Annotated in this window: 18 protein-coding genes; 10 read left to right on the forward strand and 8 right to left on the reverse strand. The window is 36.7% G+C overall.

From position 1 onward, the window contains the following. Window positions 1-35: 35 nt before the first annotated feature. The 3 genes from porK to topA all read right to left on the reverse strand — a co-directional run bounded on the left by porK (window position 36) and on the right by topA (window position 5,223). Window positions 36-1,403, reverse strand: a complete 1,368-nt coding sequence (gene porK / locus EG849_RS02240; RefSeq protein ID WP_125011460.1) for a T9SS ring complex lipoprotein PorK/GldK — start codon at window positions 1,401-1,403, stop codon at window positions 36-38. A gap of 145 nt (window positions 1,404-1,548) precedes the next feature. Next, window positions 1,549-2,700, reverse strand: a complete 1,152-nt coding sequence (locus tag EG849_RS02245; RefSeq protein ID WP_125011461.1) for a formimidoylglutamase — start codon at window positions 2,698-2,700, stop codon at window positions 1,549-1,551. Between the two features lie 3 nt (window positions 2,701-2,703). Then, window positions 2,704-5,223: a type I DNA topoisomerase gene (gene topA, locus EG849_RS02250; protein WP_125011462.1), complete on the reverse strand. Its 2,520-nt coding sequence runs from the start codon at window positions 5,221-5,223 to the stop codon at window positions 2,704-2,706. Between the two features lie 457 nt (window positions 5,224-5,680). Between topA and miaB the strand changes: the two genes are divergently transcribed. The 7 genes from miaB (at window position 5,681) to groL (ending at window position 12,478) form a co-directional block, all read left to right on the forward strand. Next, entirely contained in the window at window positions 5,681-7,126 is a 1,446-nt protein-coding gene (gene miaB, locus EG849_RS02255; protein ID WP_125011463.1) for a tRNA (N6-isopentenyl adenosine(37)-C2)-methylthiotransferase MiaB, read from the forward strand. Window positions 7,127-7,202: 76 nt separating this feature from the next. Further along, the gene (locus tag EG849_RS02260; RefSeq protein WP_125011464.1) at window positions 7,203-8,465 is read left to right on the forward strand and encodes a sigma-54 interaction domain-containing protein; all 1,263 of its coding nucleotides are present in this window, start codon (window positions 7,203-7,205) and stop codon (window positions 8,463-8,465) included. Between the two features lie 18 nt (window positions 8,466-8,483). Continuing rightward, on the forward strand, window positions 8,484-8,990 hold the full coding sequence (locus tag EG849_RS02265) for an LptE family protein (RefSeq protein WP_125011465.1): 507 nt from the start codon (window positions 8,484-8,486) through the stop codon (window positions 8,988-8,990). A gap of 15 nt (window positions 8,991-9,005) precedes the next feature. Continuing rightward, window positions 9,006-9,923, forward strand: coding sequence for a hypothetical protein (locus EG849_RS02270; protein WP_125011466.1), 918 nt, complete (start codon window positions 9,006-9,008; stop codon window positions 9,921-9,923). A gap of 5 nt (window positions 9,924-9,928) precedes the next feature. Beyond that, entirely contained in the window at window positions 9,929-10,303 is a 375-nt protein-coding gene (secG, locus tag EG849_RS02275) for a preprotein translocase subunit SecG (RefSeq protein ID WP_125011467.1), read from the forward strand. Window positions 10,304-10,444: 141 nt separating this feature from the next. Next, a complete protein-coding gene (locus tag EG849_RS02280) occupies window positions 10,445-10,720 on the forward strand; it encodes a co-chaperone GroES (protein ID WP_125011468.1) in 276 nt (91 codons plus the stop codon). A gap of 129 nt (window positions 10,721-10,849) precedes the next feature. Then, window positions 10,850-12,478, forward strand: coding sequence for a chaperonin GroEL (gene groL, locus EG849_RS02285; RefSeq protein ID WP_125011469.1), 1,629 nt, complete (start codon window positions 10,850-10,852; stop codon window positions 12,476-12,478). A gap of 132 nt (window positions 12,479-12,610) precedes the next feature. Here groL and EG849_RS02290 read toward each other — a convergent pair whose 3' ends face one another. The 5 genes from EG849_RS02290 to xrtF form a co-directional block, all read right to left on the reverse strand. After that, the gene (locus EG849_RS02290) at window positions 12,611-12,952 is read right to left on the reverse strand and encodes a heavy-metal-associated domain-containing protein (RefSeq protein WP_125011470.1); all 342 of its coding nucleotides are present in this window, start codon (window positions 12,950-12,952) and stop codon (window positions 12,611-12,613) included. Window positions 12,953-12,985: 33 nt separating this feature from the next. Next, window positions 12,986-15,235: a TonB-dependent receptor gene (locus tag EG849_RS02295; RefSeq protein ID WP_125011471.1), complete on the reverse strand. Its 2,250-nt coding sequence runs from the start codon at window positions 15,233-15,235 to the stop codon at window positions 12,986-12,988. A gap of 66 nt (window positions 15,236-15,301) precedes the next feature. After that, window positions 15,302-15,721, reverse strand: coding sequence for an HYC_CC_PP family protein (locus tag EG849_RS02300; protein WP_125011472.1), 420 nt, complete (start codon window positions 15,719-15,721; stop codon window positions 15,302-15,304). Between the two features lie 54 nt (window positions 15,722-15,775). Next, a complete protein-coding gene (locus EG849_RS02305) occupies window positions 15,776-16,231 on the reverse strand; it encodes an exosortase F system-associated membrane protein (RefSeq protein ID WP_125011473.1) in 456 nt (151 codons plus the stop codon). Beyond that, the gene (xrtF, locus tag EG849_RS02310) at window positions 16,215-16,763 is read right to left on the reverse strand and encodes an exosortase family protein XrtF (RefSeq protein ID WP_125011474.1); all 549 of its coding nucleotides are present in this window, start codon (window positions 16,761-16,763) and stop codon (window positions 16,215-16,217) included. Before xrtF ends, EG849_RS02305 begins: the two co-directional genes overlap by 17 nt. A 75-nt stretch (window positions 16,764-16,838) precedes the next feature. Here xrtF and EG849_RS02315 point away from each other — a divergent pair, with 75 nt between their 5' ends. The 3 genes from EG849_RS02315 to EG849_RS02325 all read left to right on the forward strand — a co-directional run bounded on the left by EG849_RS02315 (window position 16,839) and on the right by EG849_RS02325 (window position 20,058). After that, window positions 16,839-17,294, forward strand: coding sequence for a GAF domain-containing protein (locus EG849_RS02315; RefSeq protein ID WP_125011475.1), 456 nt, complete (start codon window positions 16,839-16,841; stop codon window positions 17,292-17,294). A 160-nt stretch (window positions 17,295-17,454) separates the two neighbouring features. Further along, on the forward strand, window positions 17,455-17,724 hold the full coding sequence (gene rpsO / locus EG849_RS02320) for a 30S ribosomal protein S15 (protein WP_121375174.1): 270 nt from the start codon (window positions 17,455-17,457) through the stop codon (window positions 17,722-17,724). 153 nt (window positions 17,725-17,877) lie between these two features. Beyond that, window positions 17,878-20,058 (forward strand): polyribonucleotide nucleotidyltransferase, encoded by a 2,181-nt coding sequence (locus tag EG849_RS02325; protein ID WP_125011476.1) that lies wholly within the window; start codon window positions 17,878-17,880, stop codon window positions 20,056-20,058. Window positions 20,059-20,175 lie beyond the last annotated feature (117 nt).

A 20,175-nucleotide genomic window follows, 5' to 3' on the forward strand; every position in this document is an offset into this window, starting at 1 on the left:
TAGTAATATAAATAAATATAAAGTTGGTTAAATTTTTATCGAGGTGCGTTACCTGTATTTTGTGTTCCCATGTAATCTTGAACAGTTCTGAAACCGATAAAGCTTCTTGCAGAATCTGCGTATTCAAAATCTCTTGTACTTACTTGCAAGAAATAAGCAACATCTTTCCAAGAACCACCGCGAATCACTTTTCTTTGATTTTTAGCATCTGGCACATTTGGGTTCATTGTTGAAACAAATTCATAAGAACCTGCATCATAAGAAGAGTTTGTCCACTCTGCTACGTTTCCTGACATATTATATAAGTTATAATCGTTTGGATCGTATGATTTCGCTTCCACTGTATATAAAGCTCCATCTGCTGCGTAATCTCCTCTGTTTGGTTTAAAGTTCGCCAAGAAACATCCTCTGTCGTTTTTAGCATAAGGACCACCCCATGGGAAAGTTCCTGATTCTAAACCACCTCTTGCAGCATACTCCCATTCTGCTTCTGTTGGAAGACGGAAAGAGTTAATCTGGTTTCTGCCTTTTTTCTTTTTCAAGTAAGCATTCTTATAAAGCGTTCTCCAAGCACAAAAAGCTTTTGCTTGTTTCCAAGTCACACCTACAACAGGATATTCATCATAAGCCTGGTGCCATAAATAATCATTATGCATTGGCTCATTGTAAGAGTAAGCAAAATCTTTAATCCAAACTGTCGTATCAGGATAGATGGCAATAGGCTCCGTTTTTTTGTAAAAATCCTTTCTGCCTTTTGTTTTTACAGCTTCATGTAAATTAGCTTCAGAATATCTGAATTTTAATTTAGAAACATCAATAGTTCTCAAACCATTATAAGATTCTGCAGCCGGCAAATACATTGAATCCATCACCTCAACATAATACTCATCAGGATACTTTTGTGGATCTGTAATCAATTTGATTTTATTATTCAATTTTCTTCCAGCATACGGATCATCACCACTTCCTAAGCTATAGTAATTCTCATACATATATTTGTCATAAGGAGACATTGTTGCCGGATCAGTATCATCAAATGCAAAATCACCAATTCCACCACTTCCAGCAGTCTGGCCCATTTCTTCAGCCATGATAGCCAAACGCATCCTAACAGTTGAATCTTTCACCCATTTCACGAATTTCTTGTACTCGCTATTTGTAATTTCAGTTTCATCCATATAAAAGGAACGAACAGTAACTGTTTTTGTTGGAGCATCTTGTACGTTAGCTAAATCGTCATCCGATTTACCCATAATAAAAGCGCCACCTGGAACCAAAGTCATACCATACGGTTTCTCCGGATGCCATTTTCGGCCTTTAACACCTACTAGTTCCCCTTTATCGCTCGAACCACAGCTTGACAATATTGATGCTAATGCTGCAAATGCAATGAACTTCTTCATATAAATTTGGGTTATGATATATTCGTATTTTTTAAGGGCGTAAACCTATTTATTATTTTTCTAAAAAACAATTTTTTTACTAATTTTTCTTAAACAAACTGTAACATTCTATTAAGACTATGTTAAAAAATAATAGGTACGCATATTAAATTATGTTTTTTCTCTGTGCTTTCCACCATCTCTCAGGGATTTCGCTTGAACAAGCTCCCAAATAATCATCGTGTGTACATGGTAATAACGTATTTCTTTTTAGTTTATTATTAACATTTGAAATAAACGGTATTTCAATCCACCAACGATCTGTTTTGTTGCTTTTGAAGAATACCAATTCTTCATCCTCCAGCGGAACAATATATTTCAAATAGCTTTCCCTGCTTCCAAATGGATATTCATCGGAACGATAATGAAACCCTTCGATAAAATACCAAATAATCTGGGCAATCAAAACAGCTTCTTGCTTTGAATTATTATGATTAAAAATCCCAAATATTGAAACTTTATCGCTTATTCCGGCATATCTTGATAAAGAACATATCTCTTTACCGTTAAATCCGTTGGGCGTAAATGTAATAAAATTACCCGAATCACAAGATTTTACTGATGTTAAATCTACACTTACAATGTCAGCATCCCTAAAAACAGGCTCTGCGATCGATATATTGTTCGATACTTCACCCAGTCGATAAGCATCAAAAAATAATTTTTCTACCAAATCAATCTCTTCTTGCGAATTATAATAGGTCTGGTAGCCCAAATTACTATAATTAAAAAGATTGTTAGGCTCTTCAACGATCATTTTGGTTAGATATGAATTTGAAGAAAGTGGCTTGCTTGCGTCTCCAAAATCAAACCTATTATCAATCGAAACCAAATTCACCATCTGTTCCAATTCATCATACGCGCGATACAGCGGATACGTCAGATCTTGAGAACCGCCAATGACAATCGGAATAATTTTCATCTTCAAAAGAGAAGCCACCACTTTGCGCAAAGCAAAATACGTATCCTCAATGTCGTTTCCTGCCAAGATATTCCCTAAATCAGCGATAGACGCTTCCCAGTTGCCCGGAAACAAGCTGTACAGTTCCTTTCGGATATGGCTCAGCTTCGTGTTTTCAATTTCAAGGTGCGCGCCGCGATTTTCCTTCACGCCAATAATAGCGAGCTTGATCTTATTTAAGTCAGGAAAATCTTTGTCCGTATGCAAAACAACCTTGCTTCCCAAATTTTGAGAAGTAAGGCTGTTTATAAATTGTAAGGTTTCATCATCTAAGGGCGATAGAAAATCAAACTCCATATGTTATTTCTTTTTTGCTGCTGTTTTCTTGGCAGCTGGTTTTTTAGTTGCTGTCGTTTTTTTCGCCGCGGCTTTCTTCGCTGGCGCTTTTTTCTCAATCATTTCTTGAACTTCTGCCAGCGTCAATTTTGTTGCATCAACCTCTTTGCTCAATTCAATTTTGATTTTTCCTTTGGTAATCTCACTTCTTCCCCAACGGGCTTTTTGGACCAAAATACCTTCTTCTTCCCAATTATGGATTACTTTATCTATGTTTTTCTGAATTTTATCTTCAATCAATTCTTCGATATCACTTTGAGAAAGGTTGTCAAAATTATATTTTTTAGAAACATTGATAAAAATGCCGTTCCATTTGATAAAAGGACCAAAACGACCCGTTCCTTTTTGAACACCTTCCCCTTTATAAACGGCAATTGGCGCATCAGCCTGGATTTTCTCATCAATTAAAACTTTGGCTCTTTCGAAATCTACATCCAAAGGTTCTTCTCCTTTTGGAAGCGAAACAAACACTTTCCCGAATCTAATGAACGGGCCAAAACGTCCCAAACTCACTTCAACTTCTTCTCCTTGATATGTTCCCAATGCTTTTGGAAGCAAAAATAAATTCAAGGCTTCTTCTAAAGTAATCGTTCCAATATTTTGTTCTGGACGCAAGCTGGCAAATTTCTTTTCCTCATCTTCAGCATCGCCAATTTGAGCCATCGCTCCAAATTTTCCCAAACGAACTAAAACCGTTTTACCAGATTCTGGATGTTTTCCTAAAATTCGTTCGCCACTTTCTCTTTCCGCATTGGCTTCCACATCTTTCACATTCGGATGAAACTGGTCGTAGAATTCCTGCATCATTTTTGCCCAGTTCACATTTCCTTCGGCAATCTCATCAAAATCTTGCTCCACTTTTGCCGTGAAATTATAATCCAAGATTTTTTCGAAGTTTTTCACCAAGAAATCAGTAACGATTGTCCCGATATCTGTCGGAACCAATTTTCCTTTATCAGAACCTGTATTTTCTTTCAGTAATTTCTCTCCAAGTTTTCCAGCTTGCAAAGTCAACTGCGTGTAATTTCTTTCCTGTCCTTCTAAATTTCCTTTTTCAACATAATTTCTGTTGATAATGGTAGAAATCGTCGGTGCATACGTTGACGGACGGCCGATTCCCAATTCTTCTAATTTCTTCACCAAAGAAGCTTCCGTGTATCTCGCTGGCGGTCTTGTGTATCTTTCTGTTGCTGTAATGAAATTATTTTGCAATTTTTCATTGACTTTCATTGCAGGCAACATTCCTTCTTGCTCTTCGTCATCGTCGTCATTTCCTTCCAAATAGACTTTCAAGAAACCTTCAAAAAGCAACACTTCTCCCGTTGCGGCAAATAATTCCTTGTGGTTGTTCGCTTCAATTTTCACGTTAGTACGTTCCAATTGTGCATCGCTCATTTGAGAAGCCAACGTTCTTTTCCAAATCAAATCATATAATCTTGCCTGGTCTCTGTCGATATTCACAGTGTGGCGCGACATATCTGTCGGACGGATCGCTTCGTGCGCCTCTTGAGCTCCTTTGCTTTTCGTCGTGAAAGTTCTGGGCTTCGAAAATTCTTTGCCGTATGACTTAATGATTTCAGCTTCCGCCGCGTTCATCGCATCATTTGAAAGGTTCACGCTATCCGTTCTCATGTAGGTAATCAAACCGGCTTCATATAAACGCTGTGCCAACTGCATCGTGATTCCAACCGGAAGATACAATTTACGCGCCGCTTCCTGTTGTAACGTAGAAGTCGTAAATGGCGCTGCAGGTGATTTTTTGGTCGGTTTTGTTTCCAAATCCGCTACCTTATATATAGACCCGATATTTTTATTTAAAAAATCTTCGGCTTCTTTCTTCGTATTAAAATTCTTTGGCAATTTTGCCTTGAATGTTTTTCCCGCTTCGTTAGCAAATTCAGCTACAACCGAATATGAGGCAACCGCATTAAAATTCTGGATTTCTCTCTCGCGTTCCACAATCAACCGCACCGAAACCGACTGTACTCTTCCTGCCGATAAACCGCCTTTGATCTTGCGCCACAAAACCGGAGAAAGCTCATAACCCACCAATCGATCCAAAACTCTTCTCGCCTGTTGAGCGTTTACCAAGTCATAATTAATAGCTCTCGGATTTTCAATCGCTTTTAATATCGCTGTTTTAGTAATCTCGTGAAAAACAATTCGTTTTGTATTTTCAGGCTTCAAATTCAATTCTTCCGCCAAGTGCCAAGAAATAGCCTCTCCCTCGCGGTCCTCATCACTTGCCAACCAAACCATTTCGGCTTTTTTCGCTAGTCCTTTTAGTTTTGTTACCAAGGCTTTTTTATCTGGAGAAACTTCATATTTAGGTTTAAATCCATTTAATACATCCACCCCGATTTCCTTAGACGGCAAATCGGCAATGTGACCATAACTGGACTCCACCTGGTAATCGCTACCTAAAAATTTCTCTATCGTTTTTGCCTTTGCTGGTGACTCTACTATCACTAAATTCTTTGCCATAATGCTTTTATTTCTGCGACAAAAGTATGTGAATTTTTTAAATATTGCGTTTTAAGATTTTTTTAAATTGAAATTTGTTGATTTTCAGCACTCTGAACCAATGTGAAATCCGTCCTTTCCAGAAGCAAAACTTCAGGCATCTTAGCCGTCCGTTTTCCCGCTCTCCTTCCAAAGCTTTTTGTCCGCTAAAGAAGCGAGACTAAAAGGCTTTTCCCTCCTATCGGGTTTATCTTAATAAACCACCCCCTCTTTGGAAGGTTCGCAACCATTATTATCAAGAAAAATTACCCTATATATAAGAGTAAATTTCCAAACCACCCTGCTTCACTTAAACCAGCGCACTTCAAAATCTTGAAATCTTTATCATAAAACGTTAAATCTCACCCTGCCATCTTGTCATATCAATAGAATTTATCCTATATTTGCGAATTGAATAAATTCCGCTGAAGGAAGACGTATGGAAAAGACAATTGAAGAGAACAAACAAGGCGAAAGTCTTGTTTTAGAACAAAAAAAAGAGAATACCAAAAAACTTTTTATAGAGAGTTATGGCTGTGCGATGAATTTTTCAGACAGTGAAGTGGTAGCTTCCATCTTATCTGAAAATGGTTTCAACACCACTCAAATTTTAGAAGAAGCCGATTTGGTTTTGGTCAACACGTGCTCCATCCGCGACAAAGCTGAACAGACTATTAGAAAACGCCTGGAAAAATACAATGCAGTAAAGCGCATCAATCCAAAGATGAAAGTCGGGGTTTTGGGCTGTATGGCAGAACGTTTGAAGAGCCAATTTCTGGAAGAAGAAAAAATCGTAGACCTTGTTGTAGGTCCAGATGCGTATAAAGATTTGCCGAATCTTCTTGCTGAAGTTGAATCGGGTAACGACGCCATCAATGTGATTTTATCGAAAGATGAAACCTATGGCGATATTTCTCCGGTTCGATTGAATTCAAACGGAATTACAGCGCTAGTTTCCATCACAAGAGGATGCGATAATATGTGTACGTTTTGCGTAGTTCCGTTCACGCGCGGTCGCGAAAGAAGCCGTGAACCGCAAAGTATTATGACCGAAATCACCAACCTTTGGAACCAAGGGTATAGAGAAATTACACTTTTGGGTCAAAACGTAGACAGTTATTTATGGTATGGCGGTGGCTTGAAAAAAGATTTCGAAAAAGCATCGGATATGCAAAAAGCGACAGCCGTTAATTTTGATAATTTATTGGAAATGGTAGCGACGACTTTCCCAAAAATGAGGGTTCGTTTTTCGACATCCAATCCACAAGATATGCACGAAAGTGTGTTGCACATTATTGCAAAATACCCAAATATCTGCAAACACATTCACCTTCCGGTACAATCGGGAAGCGACAGAATCTTGAAAGAAATGAACCGTTTGCACACGCGAGCTGAATATTTCGACTTGATTACAAAAATCAGAACGATTATTCCTGATTGCAGTATTTCGCAAGATATGATTGCTGGTTTTCCGACAGAAACAGAAGAAGATCATCAAGATACCTTGAGTTTGATGGAATTTGTAAAATACAATTTTGGATACATGTATTCCTATTCGGAACGACCAGGAACCTTGGCGGGAAGAAAAATGGAAGACGATGTTCCCGAAGAAACAAAAGCCAGAAGACTGCAGGAAATTGTGGATTTACAGCAAAAGCACAGTTGGTTCAGAAGCGAAGAATTCATCGGAAAAACGGTGGAAGTTTTGATCGAAAAGACGTCTAAAAAATCTAAGGAACAATTCTCTGGAAGAAATTCACAAAGTATTACGGTGGTTTTTCCACGAGAAGATTATAAAATCGGAGAATTCGTAAACGTAAAAATCAACAGTTGCACGAGTGGCACTTTGATTGGTGAAGTTGTGGGATATTCGGATATGAATTAAAAAAAGTTTAAAGTTTAAGGTTTAAAGTTCACGAAATGTTTGACTTCAAGTCTTAAACAAAAACAACAAAAAATATATGGAATCAGTTCAAGCCATAAAACAGCGTTTTGAAATTATCGGTAACGACCCGAAACTCAATCGCGCAATCGAAAAAGCAATTCAAGTTGCCCCAACAGATATTTCGGTTTTGGTGGTGGGAGAAAGTGGTGTCGGAAAAGAAAGTGTTCCAAAGATCATCCATTCGCTCTCGCATCGAAAACACGGAAAATACATTGCTGTAAACTGTGGTGCCATTCCGGAAGGAACGATTGACAGTGAGCTTTTCGGACACGAAAAAGGTGCTTTTACAGGCGCAACTTCCACACGTGAAGGTTATTTTGAAGTAGCCGATGGCGGCACGATTTTCTTGGATGAAGTGGGAGAATTGCCTTTGACAACCCAAGTTCGTTTACTTCGTGTTTTAGAAAATGGCGAATTTATCAAAGTAGGTTCTTCGCAAGTTCAAAAAACGGATGTTCGAATCGTTGCGGCAACAAACGTAAATATGTTTGAGGCTATTGAAAAAGGAAAATTCCGTGAAGATTTGTACTATCGTTTGAGCACGGTTGACATTCCATTGCCTCCGCTTCGCGATAGAAAAGACGATATTCATTTGCTTTTTAGAAAATTTGCTTCTGATTTTGCCCATAAATATAAAATGCCTCCTATTAAATTAGATGATAATGCGGTTCAGTTTTTGCTAAAATTTCGCTGGAGTGGCAACATTCGCCAGTTGCGAAATGTGGCCGAACAGATTTCAGTTTTAGAAACTAACAGAGATATTTCGGCAGTTACTTTACAATCGTATTTGCCTGTGGAAGGAAGCAATTTGCCTTCGGTTATCAAAGACAAAAAGAGTGAAAGCGATTTCAGTACGGAAAGAGAAATCCTGTACAAAGTACTTTTTGATATGAAAAGCGACTTGAACGACTTGAAAAAACTGACGATGGAGCTGATGCAAAACGGAAGTTCAAAAGTGCAAGAAACCAATAAAAACTTGATTCAAAAAATTTACGGAAGCAACAATCAAGAAGACAGCGAAATAGATTTTGAAGAGCAACCGCGTGTTTCTTACCTTTCAAATCCGCAGAAAATAGAAGAAGATTTTGAAGAACAGGATGACAATTATACTTTTGCAGAAACCGTTGAAGAAGAAGAAATTCTAAAATTGGAAGAAAAAGAAATTGAGCTGATCAAAAAATCCTTAGAAAAAAATAAGGGGAAAAGAAAAGCTGCCGCGGATGAGCTCGGAATTTCTGAAAGAACATTGTACAGAAAGATAAAACAGTTTGATTTATAGTATATTTGACTTATAAAAATGAAAAAAATAAAACATATTATTCCGGCCATTTTGGTTTTGCTTACCTTTAATAGTTGTTCGGTTTACAATTTCACAGGAACCGGAAAACTAGATGCAAAAACATTTCAAGTAAATTATTTCCAAAACAATGCGGAATTAATTGAACCCGGAATTGAACGAACTTTCACGTTGGCTCTACAAGATTTGATTCAGAATCAGACCAATTTGAGCTTGACAAATTCAGATGGCGACTTGGTTTATGAAGGAGAAATTACCGATTACAGAATTTCACCAATGACGGCAACTGCTGATCAAAGAGCAGCACAAAACAGACTTACAATTTCAGTGATGCTTCGTTATAGAAATACAAACAAAGAAGAAGATGATTTAGAAAAAAGATATTCGTTTTTCTATGATTATTCTGGAGATGCACAGCCAGTTGGATCCGTTTTAGCGACGGCTTTAGATGTGATTTTCTTGAGAATCACGCAAGATATTTTCAACGATACTTTGGCAAAATGGTAATTTAAAAACAAAATTTTGAACTTAACTGAATTTACATCTTTATTAAATAATCCGAGCGCCATTGGCGACAGGCATACCTTTGTGCTTGAAAAAATTGTGGATGAATTTCCGTTTTTTCAAAGTGCCAGAGCTTTACGCTTGAAAAATTTGTACAATCAGAATAGTTTTAAATACAACGGAGAACTAAAATTAACCGCAGCGCACACTACTGACCGAAGCGTTTTATTTGAATTTATTACTTCGGAGAATTTCACTGCGGTTCAAAAAGCATTTTTTGAAGAAAAAGAAGCTCGAATCAAAGAAATTTTAGTGGATGGATTTGAAATTGTCAGACCTTCAAAAATTGAAAAAGAAGAACCAAAAACAAATTCGTTAGAACAATCGATAATTTCTTCTATAAAAGAAGCGACTCCAGAACTTCAAAAAGAAAGTATAGCATCCGATTTAGAAATGGTTTCTGAAAATAAAAAAAGTACTTCTGAAGAAAAATTAGAGCAAAAATTAGAGATTGGAAAACCTTTAGAATTTTCCACCAATGAGCGCCACTCGTTTCAAGAATGGCTACAATTGTCAAGTTTTAAGCCAATTGACCGAGAAAAATCTTCTTTAAAAGAAGGAAAACCTGAAGTAAATGTAGAAATTGACGAAGAAAAACAGAAAAAATCAGACATGATTGATAAGTTTATTGAAAACAACCCAAAAATTTCTCCGGTCAAGAATATGCCAGCAATTTCAATAGTTGCCGAGCGAAATTCACAAGATAGTTCTTATCTAATGACGGAAACTTTAGCCAAAGTTTACTTAGAACAGAAAAAATATCTGAAAGCAATTCAAGCTTATGAAATATTAATTTTGAAATATCCAGAAAAAAATCATTTCTTTGCAGACCGAATTTTAGATATAAAATTATTACAACAAAATAACAATAATTAATACAAATGAGCACATTTACAATTTTTTTGGTTTTAATCGCGATAGTATGTTTTCTATTGGTGGTGGTAATTATGGTACAAAACCCTAAAGGAGGCGGTTTATCATCAACACTTGGTGGTGGTGGTGGACAAATTGGTGGTGTTCAAAAAACATCTGACTTTCTTGATAAAAGTACTTGGACGCTAGCGACAGTATTAATCATTTTGGTATTATTGTCTAGTTTAAGCTTCACTGGAACTTTTGCAGATAATGGATCAAAAATTATTGACAGAAATGCTGCTCCTGCTCCAAAAACAGAAGCTGCTCCTGCTGCAACTACCCCTGCAACGGATGCTCCTGCTGCAACAGTTCAACCAACTGCTGCTGATACAGCAAAATAGTCATACAACTTTTTATAAAAAATGCCAACATCTGACGTGTTGGCATTTTTTTTTGCCCAAAATGTCATAAACATTGATTGGCACAATTTCTGACTACCTTAAGGAAACTTAAAAAATCATATAAACATAAATTTCAAAATTATGGCTTTAAATATTAAACCCCTTTCAGACCGTGTATTGGTTGAACCTGCTGCTGCAGAAACAAAAACGGCTTCTGGAATTTTCATTCCTGATACTGCAAAAGAAAAACCACAAAAAGGAACTGTTGTTGCTGTTGGAAACGGAAATAAAGACCACGATATGACAGTTAAAGTGGGTGATTCTGTTCTTTACGGAAAATATGCTGGAACTGAATTAAAATTAGAAGGAAAAGATTATCTGATCATGAGAGAAGATGATATCCTTGCGATTATCTAAAAAAAATTTAGCTACTAGCACTCAGCTATAGCGCACTATAAAATAATAATAATAATAATAATAACACATTAAGGCTTATTCCTTAGCAAATGCTAAAGGCAGACAGCTAAAAACTAATAGCTAAACAAAATGGCAAAAGAAATAAAATTTGATATCGAAGCACGTGACGGATTAAAACGTGGTGTTGACGCATTGGCAAATGCAGTAAAAGTAACATTAGGACCAAAAGGCCGTAATGTAATTATTGGAAAATCTTTTGGCGGACCAACCGTTACTAAAGATGGTGTTTCTGTTGCAAAAGAAATCGAATTACAAGACACTCTTGAAAATATGGGTGCTCAAATGGTAAAAGAAGTAGCTTCAAAAACCAATGATTTAGCGGGTGACGGAACTACAACTGCAACCGTTTTAGCGCAAGCAATCGTAAAAGAAGGTTTGAAAAACGTGGCTGCCGGAGCAAATCCGATGGACTTGAAAAGAGGAATTGACAAAGCAGTTGAAGCAATTGTTGCTGACCTAGCAAAACAAGCTAAAGTAGTAGGAAGCGATTCTGAAAAAATCAAACAGATTGCGTCAATTTCAGCTAATAATGATGATGTAATCGGTGAATTGATTGCAACAGCTTTTGGAAAAGTTGGAAAAGAAGGCGTAATCACTGTAGAAGAAGCAAAAGGAACGGATACTTATGTTGACGTTGTAGAAGGAATGCAATTTGACAGAGGATATCTTTCTCCTTATTTTGTGACCAATTCTGAGAAAATGGAAGCTGAATTAGAGAATCCATATATTTTATTATACGATAAAAAAGTATCTTCATTGAAAGAATTACTTCCGATCTTGGAACCAGTTGCACAATCAGGAAAACCTTTGTTGATTATCGCTGAAGATGTTGACGGAGAAGCGCTTTCAACTTTAGTAGTAAACAAATTAAGAGGTGCTTTAAAAATCGCTGCTGTAAAAGCGCCAGGTTTTGGAGACAGAAGAAAAGCGCTATTGGAAGATATCGCGATCTTGACTGGCGGAACTGTTATCGCTGAAGAGCAAGGATATACTTTAGAAAATGCAACTCTTGAAATGCTTGGAACAGCAAAGAGAGTAACCATCAACAAAGACACTACTACATTAGTTAGCGGTGCTGGAGATGCTGAATTGATCAAAAATCGTGTGGGGCAAATCAAAGGTCAAATGGAAACTACGACTTCTGATTATGATAAAGAAAAATTGCAAGAACGTTTGGCTAAATTAGCCGGAGGTGTTGCTGTTCTTTACGTTGGTGCTGCTTCTGAAGTAGAAATGAAAGAGAAAAAAGACAGAGTTGACGATGCTTTGCATGCAACTCGCGCTGCAGTTGAAGAAGGAATTGTTGCTGGTGGCGGTGTTGCTTTGTTGAGAGCTAAAAATGCTCTAAAAGACATTAAAGCTGACAACGCTGACGAAGCTACCGGAATTCAAATCGTAGCTCGCGCTGTGGAATCTCCATTGAGAACTATTGTTGAAAATGCAGGTCTTGAAGGCTCTGTGGTTGTTGCAAAAGTAGCTGAAGGTTCAGGTGATTTTGGTTACAATGCCAAAACTGACGAATATGTTGATATGCTGAAAGCAGGAATTATTGACCCTAAAAAAGTAACTCGCGTGGCACTTGAAAACGCGGCTTCTGTTTCTGGAATGATCTTGACTACAGAATGTGCTTTGGTTGAAATCAAGGAAGAAAATGGTGGCGGAAACCCAATGGGTGGCGGCATGCCAGGAATGATGTAATATCATTATGGAAATAGTTTTAAAAAAGGCGCTCTCAATAGAGCGCTTTTTTTTTAGAACATTAATTACCACAAACATTAAAATAGCTGTAAAAAAATGAAATGCCCTGAATTTCTTCAGGGCATTTTTAATTTAGTTTCGTTCATAAGAGCAGCATGTATGAAGTTTTCCATAATCTTCATCTGTGGCGCGAACCTCTTTTGTATCATGACCCACTTTTGCGATGGCTTGCTGTACTTTTAAAGCATCCGTTTTTTCTTCATTGACAATCAAATGCAAGGTTTGGTCGTCTTGATGCCATTCTGCCGATTTTACTCCTGGAACACTGAAAGCAGCCTTTTCAATTCGCTTTTTGCACATTTCGCAATTGCCTTTCACTTCAATATCTTTCTTGGCATTTTTATTTTTTTTCTCTTGTGCTTGCGATGAAAAACCAATTAAGGAAACGAAAAGCACGAACATTATTTTTTTCATATTTTATAATTTTTACTGTTATTGACTATTGAATTATTTTATTTTAAATCGCAATCCTGCATAATACATCTGTCCAAAAATGGGCGCATACGTTATAGAACTATCAAAATTTGTTCCAAATGGATCAGCTGCTCCAAGAATCGCTTTGTCTTGTTTGTAATTCCCGATGTTTTCTCCGCCTACATACACTTCAAATGTAGAAGAAAATGTTCTGGTAATTTGTGCATTCATTACGGCAAAGGCCGGCGAAAATTCTGGAAGTCGGTCTGCTTCAGGATTAGAGAGCGTATTTGGCAATTGTTGCTTTCCTAACCAATTGTAAGTGAAATCAAATTTCCACTGTTGCCCTTTTTCTGCGATGTGCGTTTCATAAGCCAAATTTGCAAAGAAACGATGCTTTGCCTGCAATGGTCTTTGGGCACTTCCGCTTAAATAATCAGTTTCAATTTCATAATATTTGTAAGCTGTTCTCAAGTTGAAATGCGTTGCCAATTCATAGTTGAAATCCAATTGCAAGCTGTTGGCATACGAGCTTCCGTTCAAATTATAAAACAAAGCCTGTTGTGGCGAAGCATATAAATCTACAACTGCTTGATTCTGGAAATCGGTTCTATAAAAATCAACGCTCACATCCGCCGGACGGTTAAAAAGCGTAAAACCTTGCATAAAGCTCAAGCCATAATTCCAAGCGATTTCAGCATCAAGACCATAGATTTTTCCGTTTGTATTCAAAACATCAAATACTCTTGAACTTGCAAAAAGCTGTTGGTTTTCGGCAAAAATATTAGCGGAACGCTTTCCTCTTCCGGCGGAGGCTCTCAAAGTTGCTCTTTCCCAAGGAATGTATTTCATGTGTAATCTTGGCGTTACAAAAGTTCCCAATCGGTTGTGATTGTCAACTCTGGCTCCCGCAACAAGACTGAAATTTGTGGTATTGTCATACGTATATTCAAAAAAAGCGCCGACGGAATTATCGATTCTGTCAAAATCCTTCGAAATATTTGGAACACCTACAAATTCATCGTATTGATCATAGGTAAAATTCAAACCAGCAGAAAATTTGTTCAACGTATTGCTGATGATGGAACTGAAAATCAAGTTCGAATAAAAGCTTTTTTGATTGATGTCATATTGATTCAATCCAAAATAAGATTCTTGATCGTGTCCGTTAAAAGCTGTTTGCAAACCAATGCTTTGGTAGGGCATATCTGGAAAAACGTACCCTAGTTTTGCCGAAACATCATAACGCTGTGTTTTGATTTCAGAACCCCAATAATTGGTTGTCAATTTATCGCGGTCTTTATCAAAATCAATTTCACCCGTTTGTTTATCGTCATTCATATACCTGAAATTGATAAAACTCACCCAGCCTTTTTCAAGGTCGGTATATTGCCAACGGTTTAAAACATTGATTTGTTTTGCCAACGGATTGTCTAAAAATCCGTCGTCATTCATATCATTTTTTGATACACGCGTATTTCCGTGAACAAACAAACTTGTGGCCCATTTATCCGAAACTTTTTTGTTGAAATGTGTGTTTAATTCAAAACGGCTGTCGGTGGAACCATAGACATTCAAAAAAAACGGAATATCGTTTACGGGCTTGATCAGCTCGGTATTGATTTGTCCCGAAATACTTTCAAAACCATTTATAACAGAACCCGCTCCTTTTGTAATCTGGATACTTTCAACCCAAGTTCCGGGCGTAAAAGACAGCCCATACGCTTGCGAGGCACCACGAACAGACGGAATATTTTCTTCTGTAATCATCAAATAGGGACTTGTCAAACCAAGCATCTTGATTTGTTTTGTTCCCGTCAAAGCATCTGAAAAATTAACATCAATAGAAGGATTGGTTTCAAAACTTTCCGCTAAATTACAGCATGCCGCTTTCAATAATTCTTTGCTTGACATGGTCGAAACATTGGCGGTTTGCAAATTGGAGCGTTGTAAACTTTTACGTTCTTTGTTAATCACGACTTCGTCCAAACTTTTAGTTTGTGTAAGCGAATGTTTGATATATTCAGAAGAATTCACGGTCAAAGTATCCGTTTCAAAACCCACAAAACTGATTACCAATTGTGTGTATTCAGAATTATACGGAATAGAAAATTCTCCGTTTTCATCTGTTGTTGTCCCAATTTGGGTATTGAGCCATTGAATGCTGGCTCCTAGAAGTGGCTGATTTGCAGTTGTAGCTTCCGTAATTTTTCCTTTTAATTCTTGCGAAAAAGAAAAACTGGATACAAAACATAATGCGATCAGCAATAATTGCTTTTGCATAAAAAAGATTTAATATTATCAAGAAATTTTGGCCATAAAAAATGGCTTTGTCAATGAAATATTAAATCAGGCGTAAAAAATATATTGAGAATACAGTTTGAAAAGCGGTGGCGCATTGGCATCACAGCAATATTCAATTGGATTTTGTTTGATGGATTGCAGTAAAGCTTCAAAAACCAGCGGTTTCCAATCCTCAACCAAACTTGGCATGTCGATTTGAAACGAAAAAGTTTTCACTACCACTTCCTCCGTTTTTTTCTTCAGATCTAATTCTTTGTCAGAACAACACTTTTTGTGATCAGCATCTTTTTCTGCACAGCACTTTTCACCTGAAGATTTTGGCATTTTGCACGTTTCTTCCTCTTTATAAGCAGATGAAATAGAAGCTAGTTTTCCTTCGCAAAAGTGCACGTTTAAAGCCATTCCCATATTGGAAACCAATAGGAAAAATATTAAAATTAAACTGGTGCTCTTTTTAAAACTCATTGAATTGTAGCTGAATGCTTTGCAAACATATCAAAATTTTAAAGGAAAAACTCCTTATAAGTTGTTATTTTTTTTAACCAATTGATTTTGGTAGTAAAATGCAGGCACAAAAAGCAAGACAAAAAGAGGCTGAATTAAAAACCGCCTGATATAAAAAAGCAAGAGATTGTTGGCTTCGGCAGAAAGATTTAAAATTATAAAAAAAGTAATGATCAAGATTACAAAAAAAATCAAATATAAAACTGAAGCAAATTTTGTCAGCATAAAATCTTTAAATATAACTTGAATTATTGCCAAAGAAACGATTGAATTTAAGGCGTATCTCAAAAACAAACTGAAACCTAATTTTATAGTGTCATAATCTGGGAAAGGCAGATTAGCATAATCTGTCTTAAAATAATTCAAGAACGGATCGTAAAACCAGCTTTCAAAAGTTCGGATTAATGCCAATAAAAAGGCCAGCAGGATTGAAAAAAAGATTTCCTTTTTATAGTTAAGAAGCTTTTGCATACGTTGAAAATTTTTGAACCCAAATTACCCACAAACCAAAAACGACTCCATATATAAATAATGGAAAAATTACGCCATGCAAGATATGTTCGTACTCCCGATAATGGAAAAGCGCCATTGACAAAAGAGCAATTCGCAAGACATTTAATACATGTATGATAAAAATTCCGGCAATGATGAACAAAAGGGTGTGTCTTAATTTCCCTTTAAAAGCGACCACAAACGCCACAAAAAGAATCATCACACTCATGGCATTGCAACCTTCTACTACTCTGGCAATGTATTTGCCATTAAAAAACAATTTCATACACGCTTGCTTGAAATGCGGAACGGTGTAAGCATCTTGACCCATAATTTGAAGCAAATCTTCCGTTTGATAAGCAACGAATTTTGTCATTCCATCAGTTTCAAAAGTTTTTGAATCAAATCCATTTAAATACATCTGGTAGCAAAAAGTAAGGATTCCATAAGTCACGAAAAACTTTAAAAGGAAAACGAAAAACGGTCGGTATTGGTGGAAATACTTTTTCAACTAAATTGATTTTTAACAAAACTATACAATTTTATCAACTGACAAATAAATACTTTTGTAAAAAAATTATCAATTATGACTTTTGAAGAATTAAAACCTAAGGTTCAAGACATATTACTGCACAAAGACACTTTGAGAGAAGACAAATTATTACAGCTTTGCCATCTTTTAAAAGACAATATTGATTATTATGACTGGGTTGGATTTTATTTCCGAAATGGCGAAAAAGAAGAATTGCTTTTGGGACCTTATGCCGGAGAACCGACTGACCACACCGTGATTCCGTTTGGAAAAGGAATTTGTGGACAGGTAGCCGTTTCTAATGAAAACTTCGTGGTTCCTGATGTAAAAGCACAAGACAATTACATCGCTTGCAGTTTTACGGTAAAATCTGAAATTGTCATTCCTCTTTTTGTAGATGGGAAAAACATTGGCCAAATTGATATTGATTCTAATGTTTTAGATCCGTTTTCAGATTTGGATGAACGCTTTTTAGAATTTGTGAATGCAGAAGTAGCAAAGTTGTTTTAATTGAAATTTTACAATTGAAAGCGTAAAGAATTGGGTGGCTAACCTACAATTTTTCAAATTATTAAATCTTTAAATTTTTTAATCTCAAAATAAAAGTTACCTTTGCCCACGAATAAGAAAACCTTATTCATACATAATAATCATTTAAAATAATATTAGCATGTACTTAACTAATGAAGTTAAAGCGGAAATCTTCGCTAAACACGGAGGAAAAGCTGAAAACACTGGTTCAGCAGAAGGTCAAATTGCATTATTCACTTTCAGAATCAGCCACTTGACAGAGCATTTGAAAAAAAATCGTCACGATTACAACACAGAGCGTTCACTTGTACTTTTAGTAGGTAAAAGAAGAAGCTTGCTTGATTATCTTAAAAAGAAAGATATCAACAGATACCGTGAGATTATCAAAGAATTGAATATTAGAAAATAATTCAATAAAAAAGAGGTGCTTACGCGCCTCTTTTTGTTTTTACATATATTAGCATAAAAAGTTTGGTTTTTCATTGGGTTTTAGAACAATAACTACACACAACAACTACAACACAACTAAAACCCATTGTTTAATCAATTAGAGAATTAATTTATGATTCCACAATTATTTGTAGAAAGCATCGATTTAGGTGATGGCAGAAGCATCACAATCGAGACAGGCCGTTTAGCAAAACAAGCTGACGGATCTGTAGTAGTAAGAATTGGAAAAACGGTAATTTTAGGTACCGTTGTTTCCGCAAGAAAAGCAAGTCCAGGTATCGACTTTTTACCGTTAACGGTAGATTACAGAGAAAAATTTGCTGCAGCAGGTCGTTTTCCAGGCGGTTTCTTCAAAAGAGAAGCACGTCCAAGTGACAGCGAAGTATTGACAATGCGATTAGTTGACCGTGTTTTACGTCCGCTTTTCCCATCAGATTACCATGCAGAAGTTCAAGTTATGATTCAGTTGATGTCTCATGACGAAGAAGTAATGCCAGATGCATTGGCAGGTTTAGCCGCTTCGGCAGCGCTTGCTTTGTCTGACATTCCTTTTGAAACTTTGATTTCTGAAGCAAGAGTCGGAAGAATTGATGGAAAATTCATCATCAACCCTTCTCGCGCCCAATTAGAATTGTCAGATATTGACATGATGATTGGAGCTTCAACAGATTCTATCGCAATGGTAGAAGGTGAAATGAAAGAAATTTCAGAAGCAGAAATGTTAGAAGCAATCAAATTTGCACACGAACACATCAAAAACCAAATTGCTGCGCAAGAAAGACTGCAAGCTGCCTTTGGTAAAAAAGAAGTTCGTACGTATGAAGGAGAAAGAGAAGATGAAGCGATTTACGAAAAAGTAAAAGCAGCATCTTATGATAAAATTTACGCAATTGCAAGCAAAGGTTCTGCGAAACACGAACGTTCGGCTGCATTTGACGAAGTTAAAGAAGAAGTAAAAACGTTATTTACTGACGAAGAATTATTGGAAAACGGAGATTTAGTTTCTAAATATTTCAAAAAAGTCAATAAAGAAGCCGTTCGTAATGTAACTTTAGATTTAGGAACACGTCTTGACGGAAGAAAAACTACAGAAATCAGAGATATCTGGTGTGAAGTAGATTATTTACCTTCAGTTCACGGTTCTGCATTGTTTACACGTGGAGAAACGCAAGCTTTGGCTACAGCAACTTTAGGAACTTCTAGAGAAGCAAACCAAATTGATTCACCATCTGAACAAGGAGAAGAAAAATTCTATCTGCACTATAATTTCCCACCATTTTCAACAGGAGAAGCGCGTCCCCTAAGAGGAACTTCAAGAAGAGAAGTGGGCCACGGAAACTTGGCACAAAGAGCCTTAAAAAATATGATTCCTGCTGATTGTCCTTATACAATTCGTGTGGTTTCTGAAGTATTGGAATCTAACGGTTCGTCTTCAATGGCAACAGTTTGTGCTGGAACTCTATCTTTGATGGATGCTGGTATTCAAATGATTCGTCCGGTTTCTGGAATTGCAATGGGATTGATTACTGACGGAGATCGTTTTGCTGTTTTATCTGATATCTTGGGTGATGAAGATCACTTGGGAGACATGGATTTCAAGGTAACGGGTACTTCCGAAGGAATTACAGCGTGTCAAATGGACATCAAAATTGACGGATTGAAATATGAAATCATGGAGCAAGCTTTAGCTCAAGCTCGTGACGGACGTTTGCATATCTTAGGAAAATTGATTGAAACTTTAGCTAAACCAAACGAAGACGTTAAAGTTCACGCTCCAAAAATCATTATGAGAACAATTCCTGGAAACTTCATCGGTGCGTTAATCGGACCTGGTGGAAAAGTGATCCAAGAATTGCAAAAAGCTACAGGTTGTACTATCGTAATCAACGAAGTGGATGAGCAAGGTGTTGTTGAAATCCTTGGAACTGATCCTGACGGAATCGCTGCTGTATTGGCAAAAATCGATTCAATCATTTTCAAACCACAAATGGGAGAAGCTTACGAAGTGAAAGTAATCAAGATGCTAGATTTTGGTGCCGTTGTAGAATATACAGAAGCTCCAGGAAACGAAGTATTGCTTCACGTATCTGAACTGGCTTGGGAAAGAACTGAAAACGTAACTGATGTTGTAAACATGGGTGACGTATTCCAAGTAAAATACTTAGGACTTGATCCAAAAACAAGAAAAGAAAAAGTTTCTAGAAAAGCACTTTTGCCAAGACCTCCAAGAGATGAAAATGCTCCAAGAGAAGAAAGAGCACCTCGTCCAGAAAGACGTGACGACAGAAAATAATAATTATTCTTTTTTAAAGGTTAATTCAACTAAAACCCCATTTCATTATTGAGATGGGGTTTTTAAGTTTTTTTTTAAAAATACGCTTTAGCAATTAAAAACACAAAACACACAAAG

The sequence above is a fragment of the Flavobacterium macacae genome (assembly GCF_003865365.1).
Taxonomy (GTDB): domain Bacteria; phylum Bacteroidota; class Bacteroidia; order Flavobacteriales; family Flavobacteriaceae; genus Flavobacterium; species Flavobacterium macacae.

Coding starts and splice junctions, on each gene's coding strand:
- secG (WP_125011467.1), top strand. CDS start 9,929: ATGAGCACATTTACAATTTTTTTGGTTTTAATCGCGATAGTATGTTTT.
- rpsO (WP_121375174.1), top strand. CDS start 17,455: ATGTACTTAACTAATGAAGTTAAAGCGGAAATCTTCGCTAAACACGGA.
- EG849_RS02315 (WP_125011475.1), top strand. CDS start 16,839: ATGACTTTTGAAGAATTAAAACCTAAGGTTCAAGACATATTACTGCAC.
- EG849_RS02295 (WP_125011471.1), bottom strand. CDS start 15,235: ATGCAAAAGCAATTATTGCTGATCGCATTATGTTTTGTATCCAGTTTT.
- EG849_RS02265 (WP_125011465.1), top strand. CDS start 8,484: ATGAAAAAAATAAAACATATTATTCCGGCCATTTTGGTTTTGCTTACC.
- EG849_RS02260 (WP_125011464.1), top strand. CDS start 7,203: ATGGAATCAGTTCAAGCCATAAAACAGCGTTTTGAAATTATCGGTAAC.
- topA (WP_125011462.1), bottom strand. CDS start 5,223: ATGGCAAAGAATTTAGTGATAGTAGAGTCACCAGCAAAGGCAAAAACG.
- EG849_RS02305 (WP_125011473.1), bottom strand. CDS start 16,231: ATGCAAAAGCTTCTTAACTATAAAAAGGAAATCTTTTTTTCAATCCTG.
- porK (WP_125011460.1), bottom strand. CDS start 1,403: ATGAAGAAGTTCATTGCATTTGCAGCATTAGCATCAATATTGTCAAGC.
- EG849_RS02245 (WP_125011461.1), bottom strand. CDS start 2,700: ATGGAGTTTGATTTTCTATCGCCCTTAGATGATGAAACCTTACAATTT.
- EG849_RS02280 (WP_125011468.1), top strand. CDS start 10,445: ATGGCTTTAAATATTAAACCCCTTTCAGACCGTGTATTGGTTGAACCT.
- EG849_RS02290 (WP_125011470.1), bottom strand. CDS start 12,952: ATGAAAAAAATAATGTTCGTGCTTTTCGTTTCCTTAATTGGTTTTTCA.
- miaB (WP_125011463.1), top strand. CDS start 5,681: ATGGAAAAGACAATTGAAGAGAACAAACAAGGCGAAAGTCTTGTTTTA.
- EG849_RS02325 (WP_125011476.1), top strand. CDS start 17,878: ATGATTCCACAATTATTTGTAGAAAGCATCGATTTAGGTGATGGCAGA.
- EG849_RS02300 (WP_125011472.1), bottom strand. CDS start 15,721: ATGAGTTTTAAAAAGAGCACCAGTTTAATTTTAATATTTTTCCTATTG.
- groL (WP_125011469.1), top strand. CDS start 10,850: ATGGCAAAAGAAATAAAATTTGATATCGAAGCACGTGACGGATTAAAA.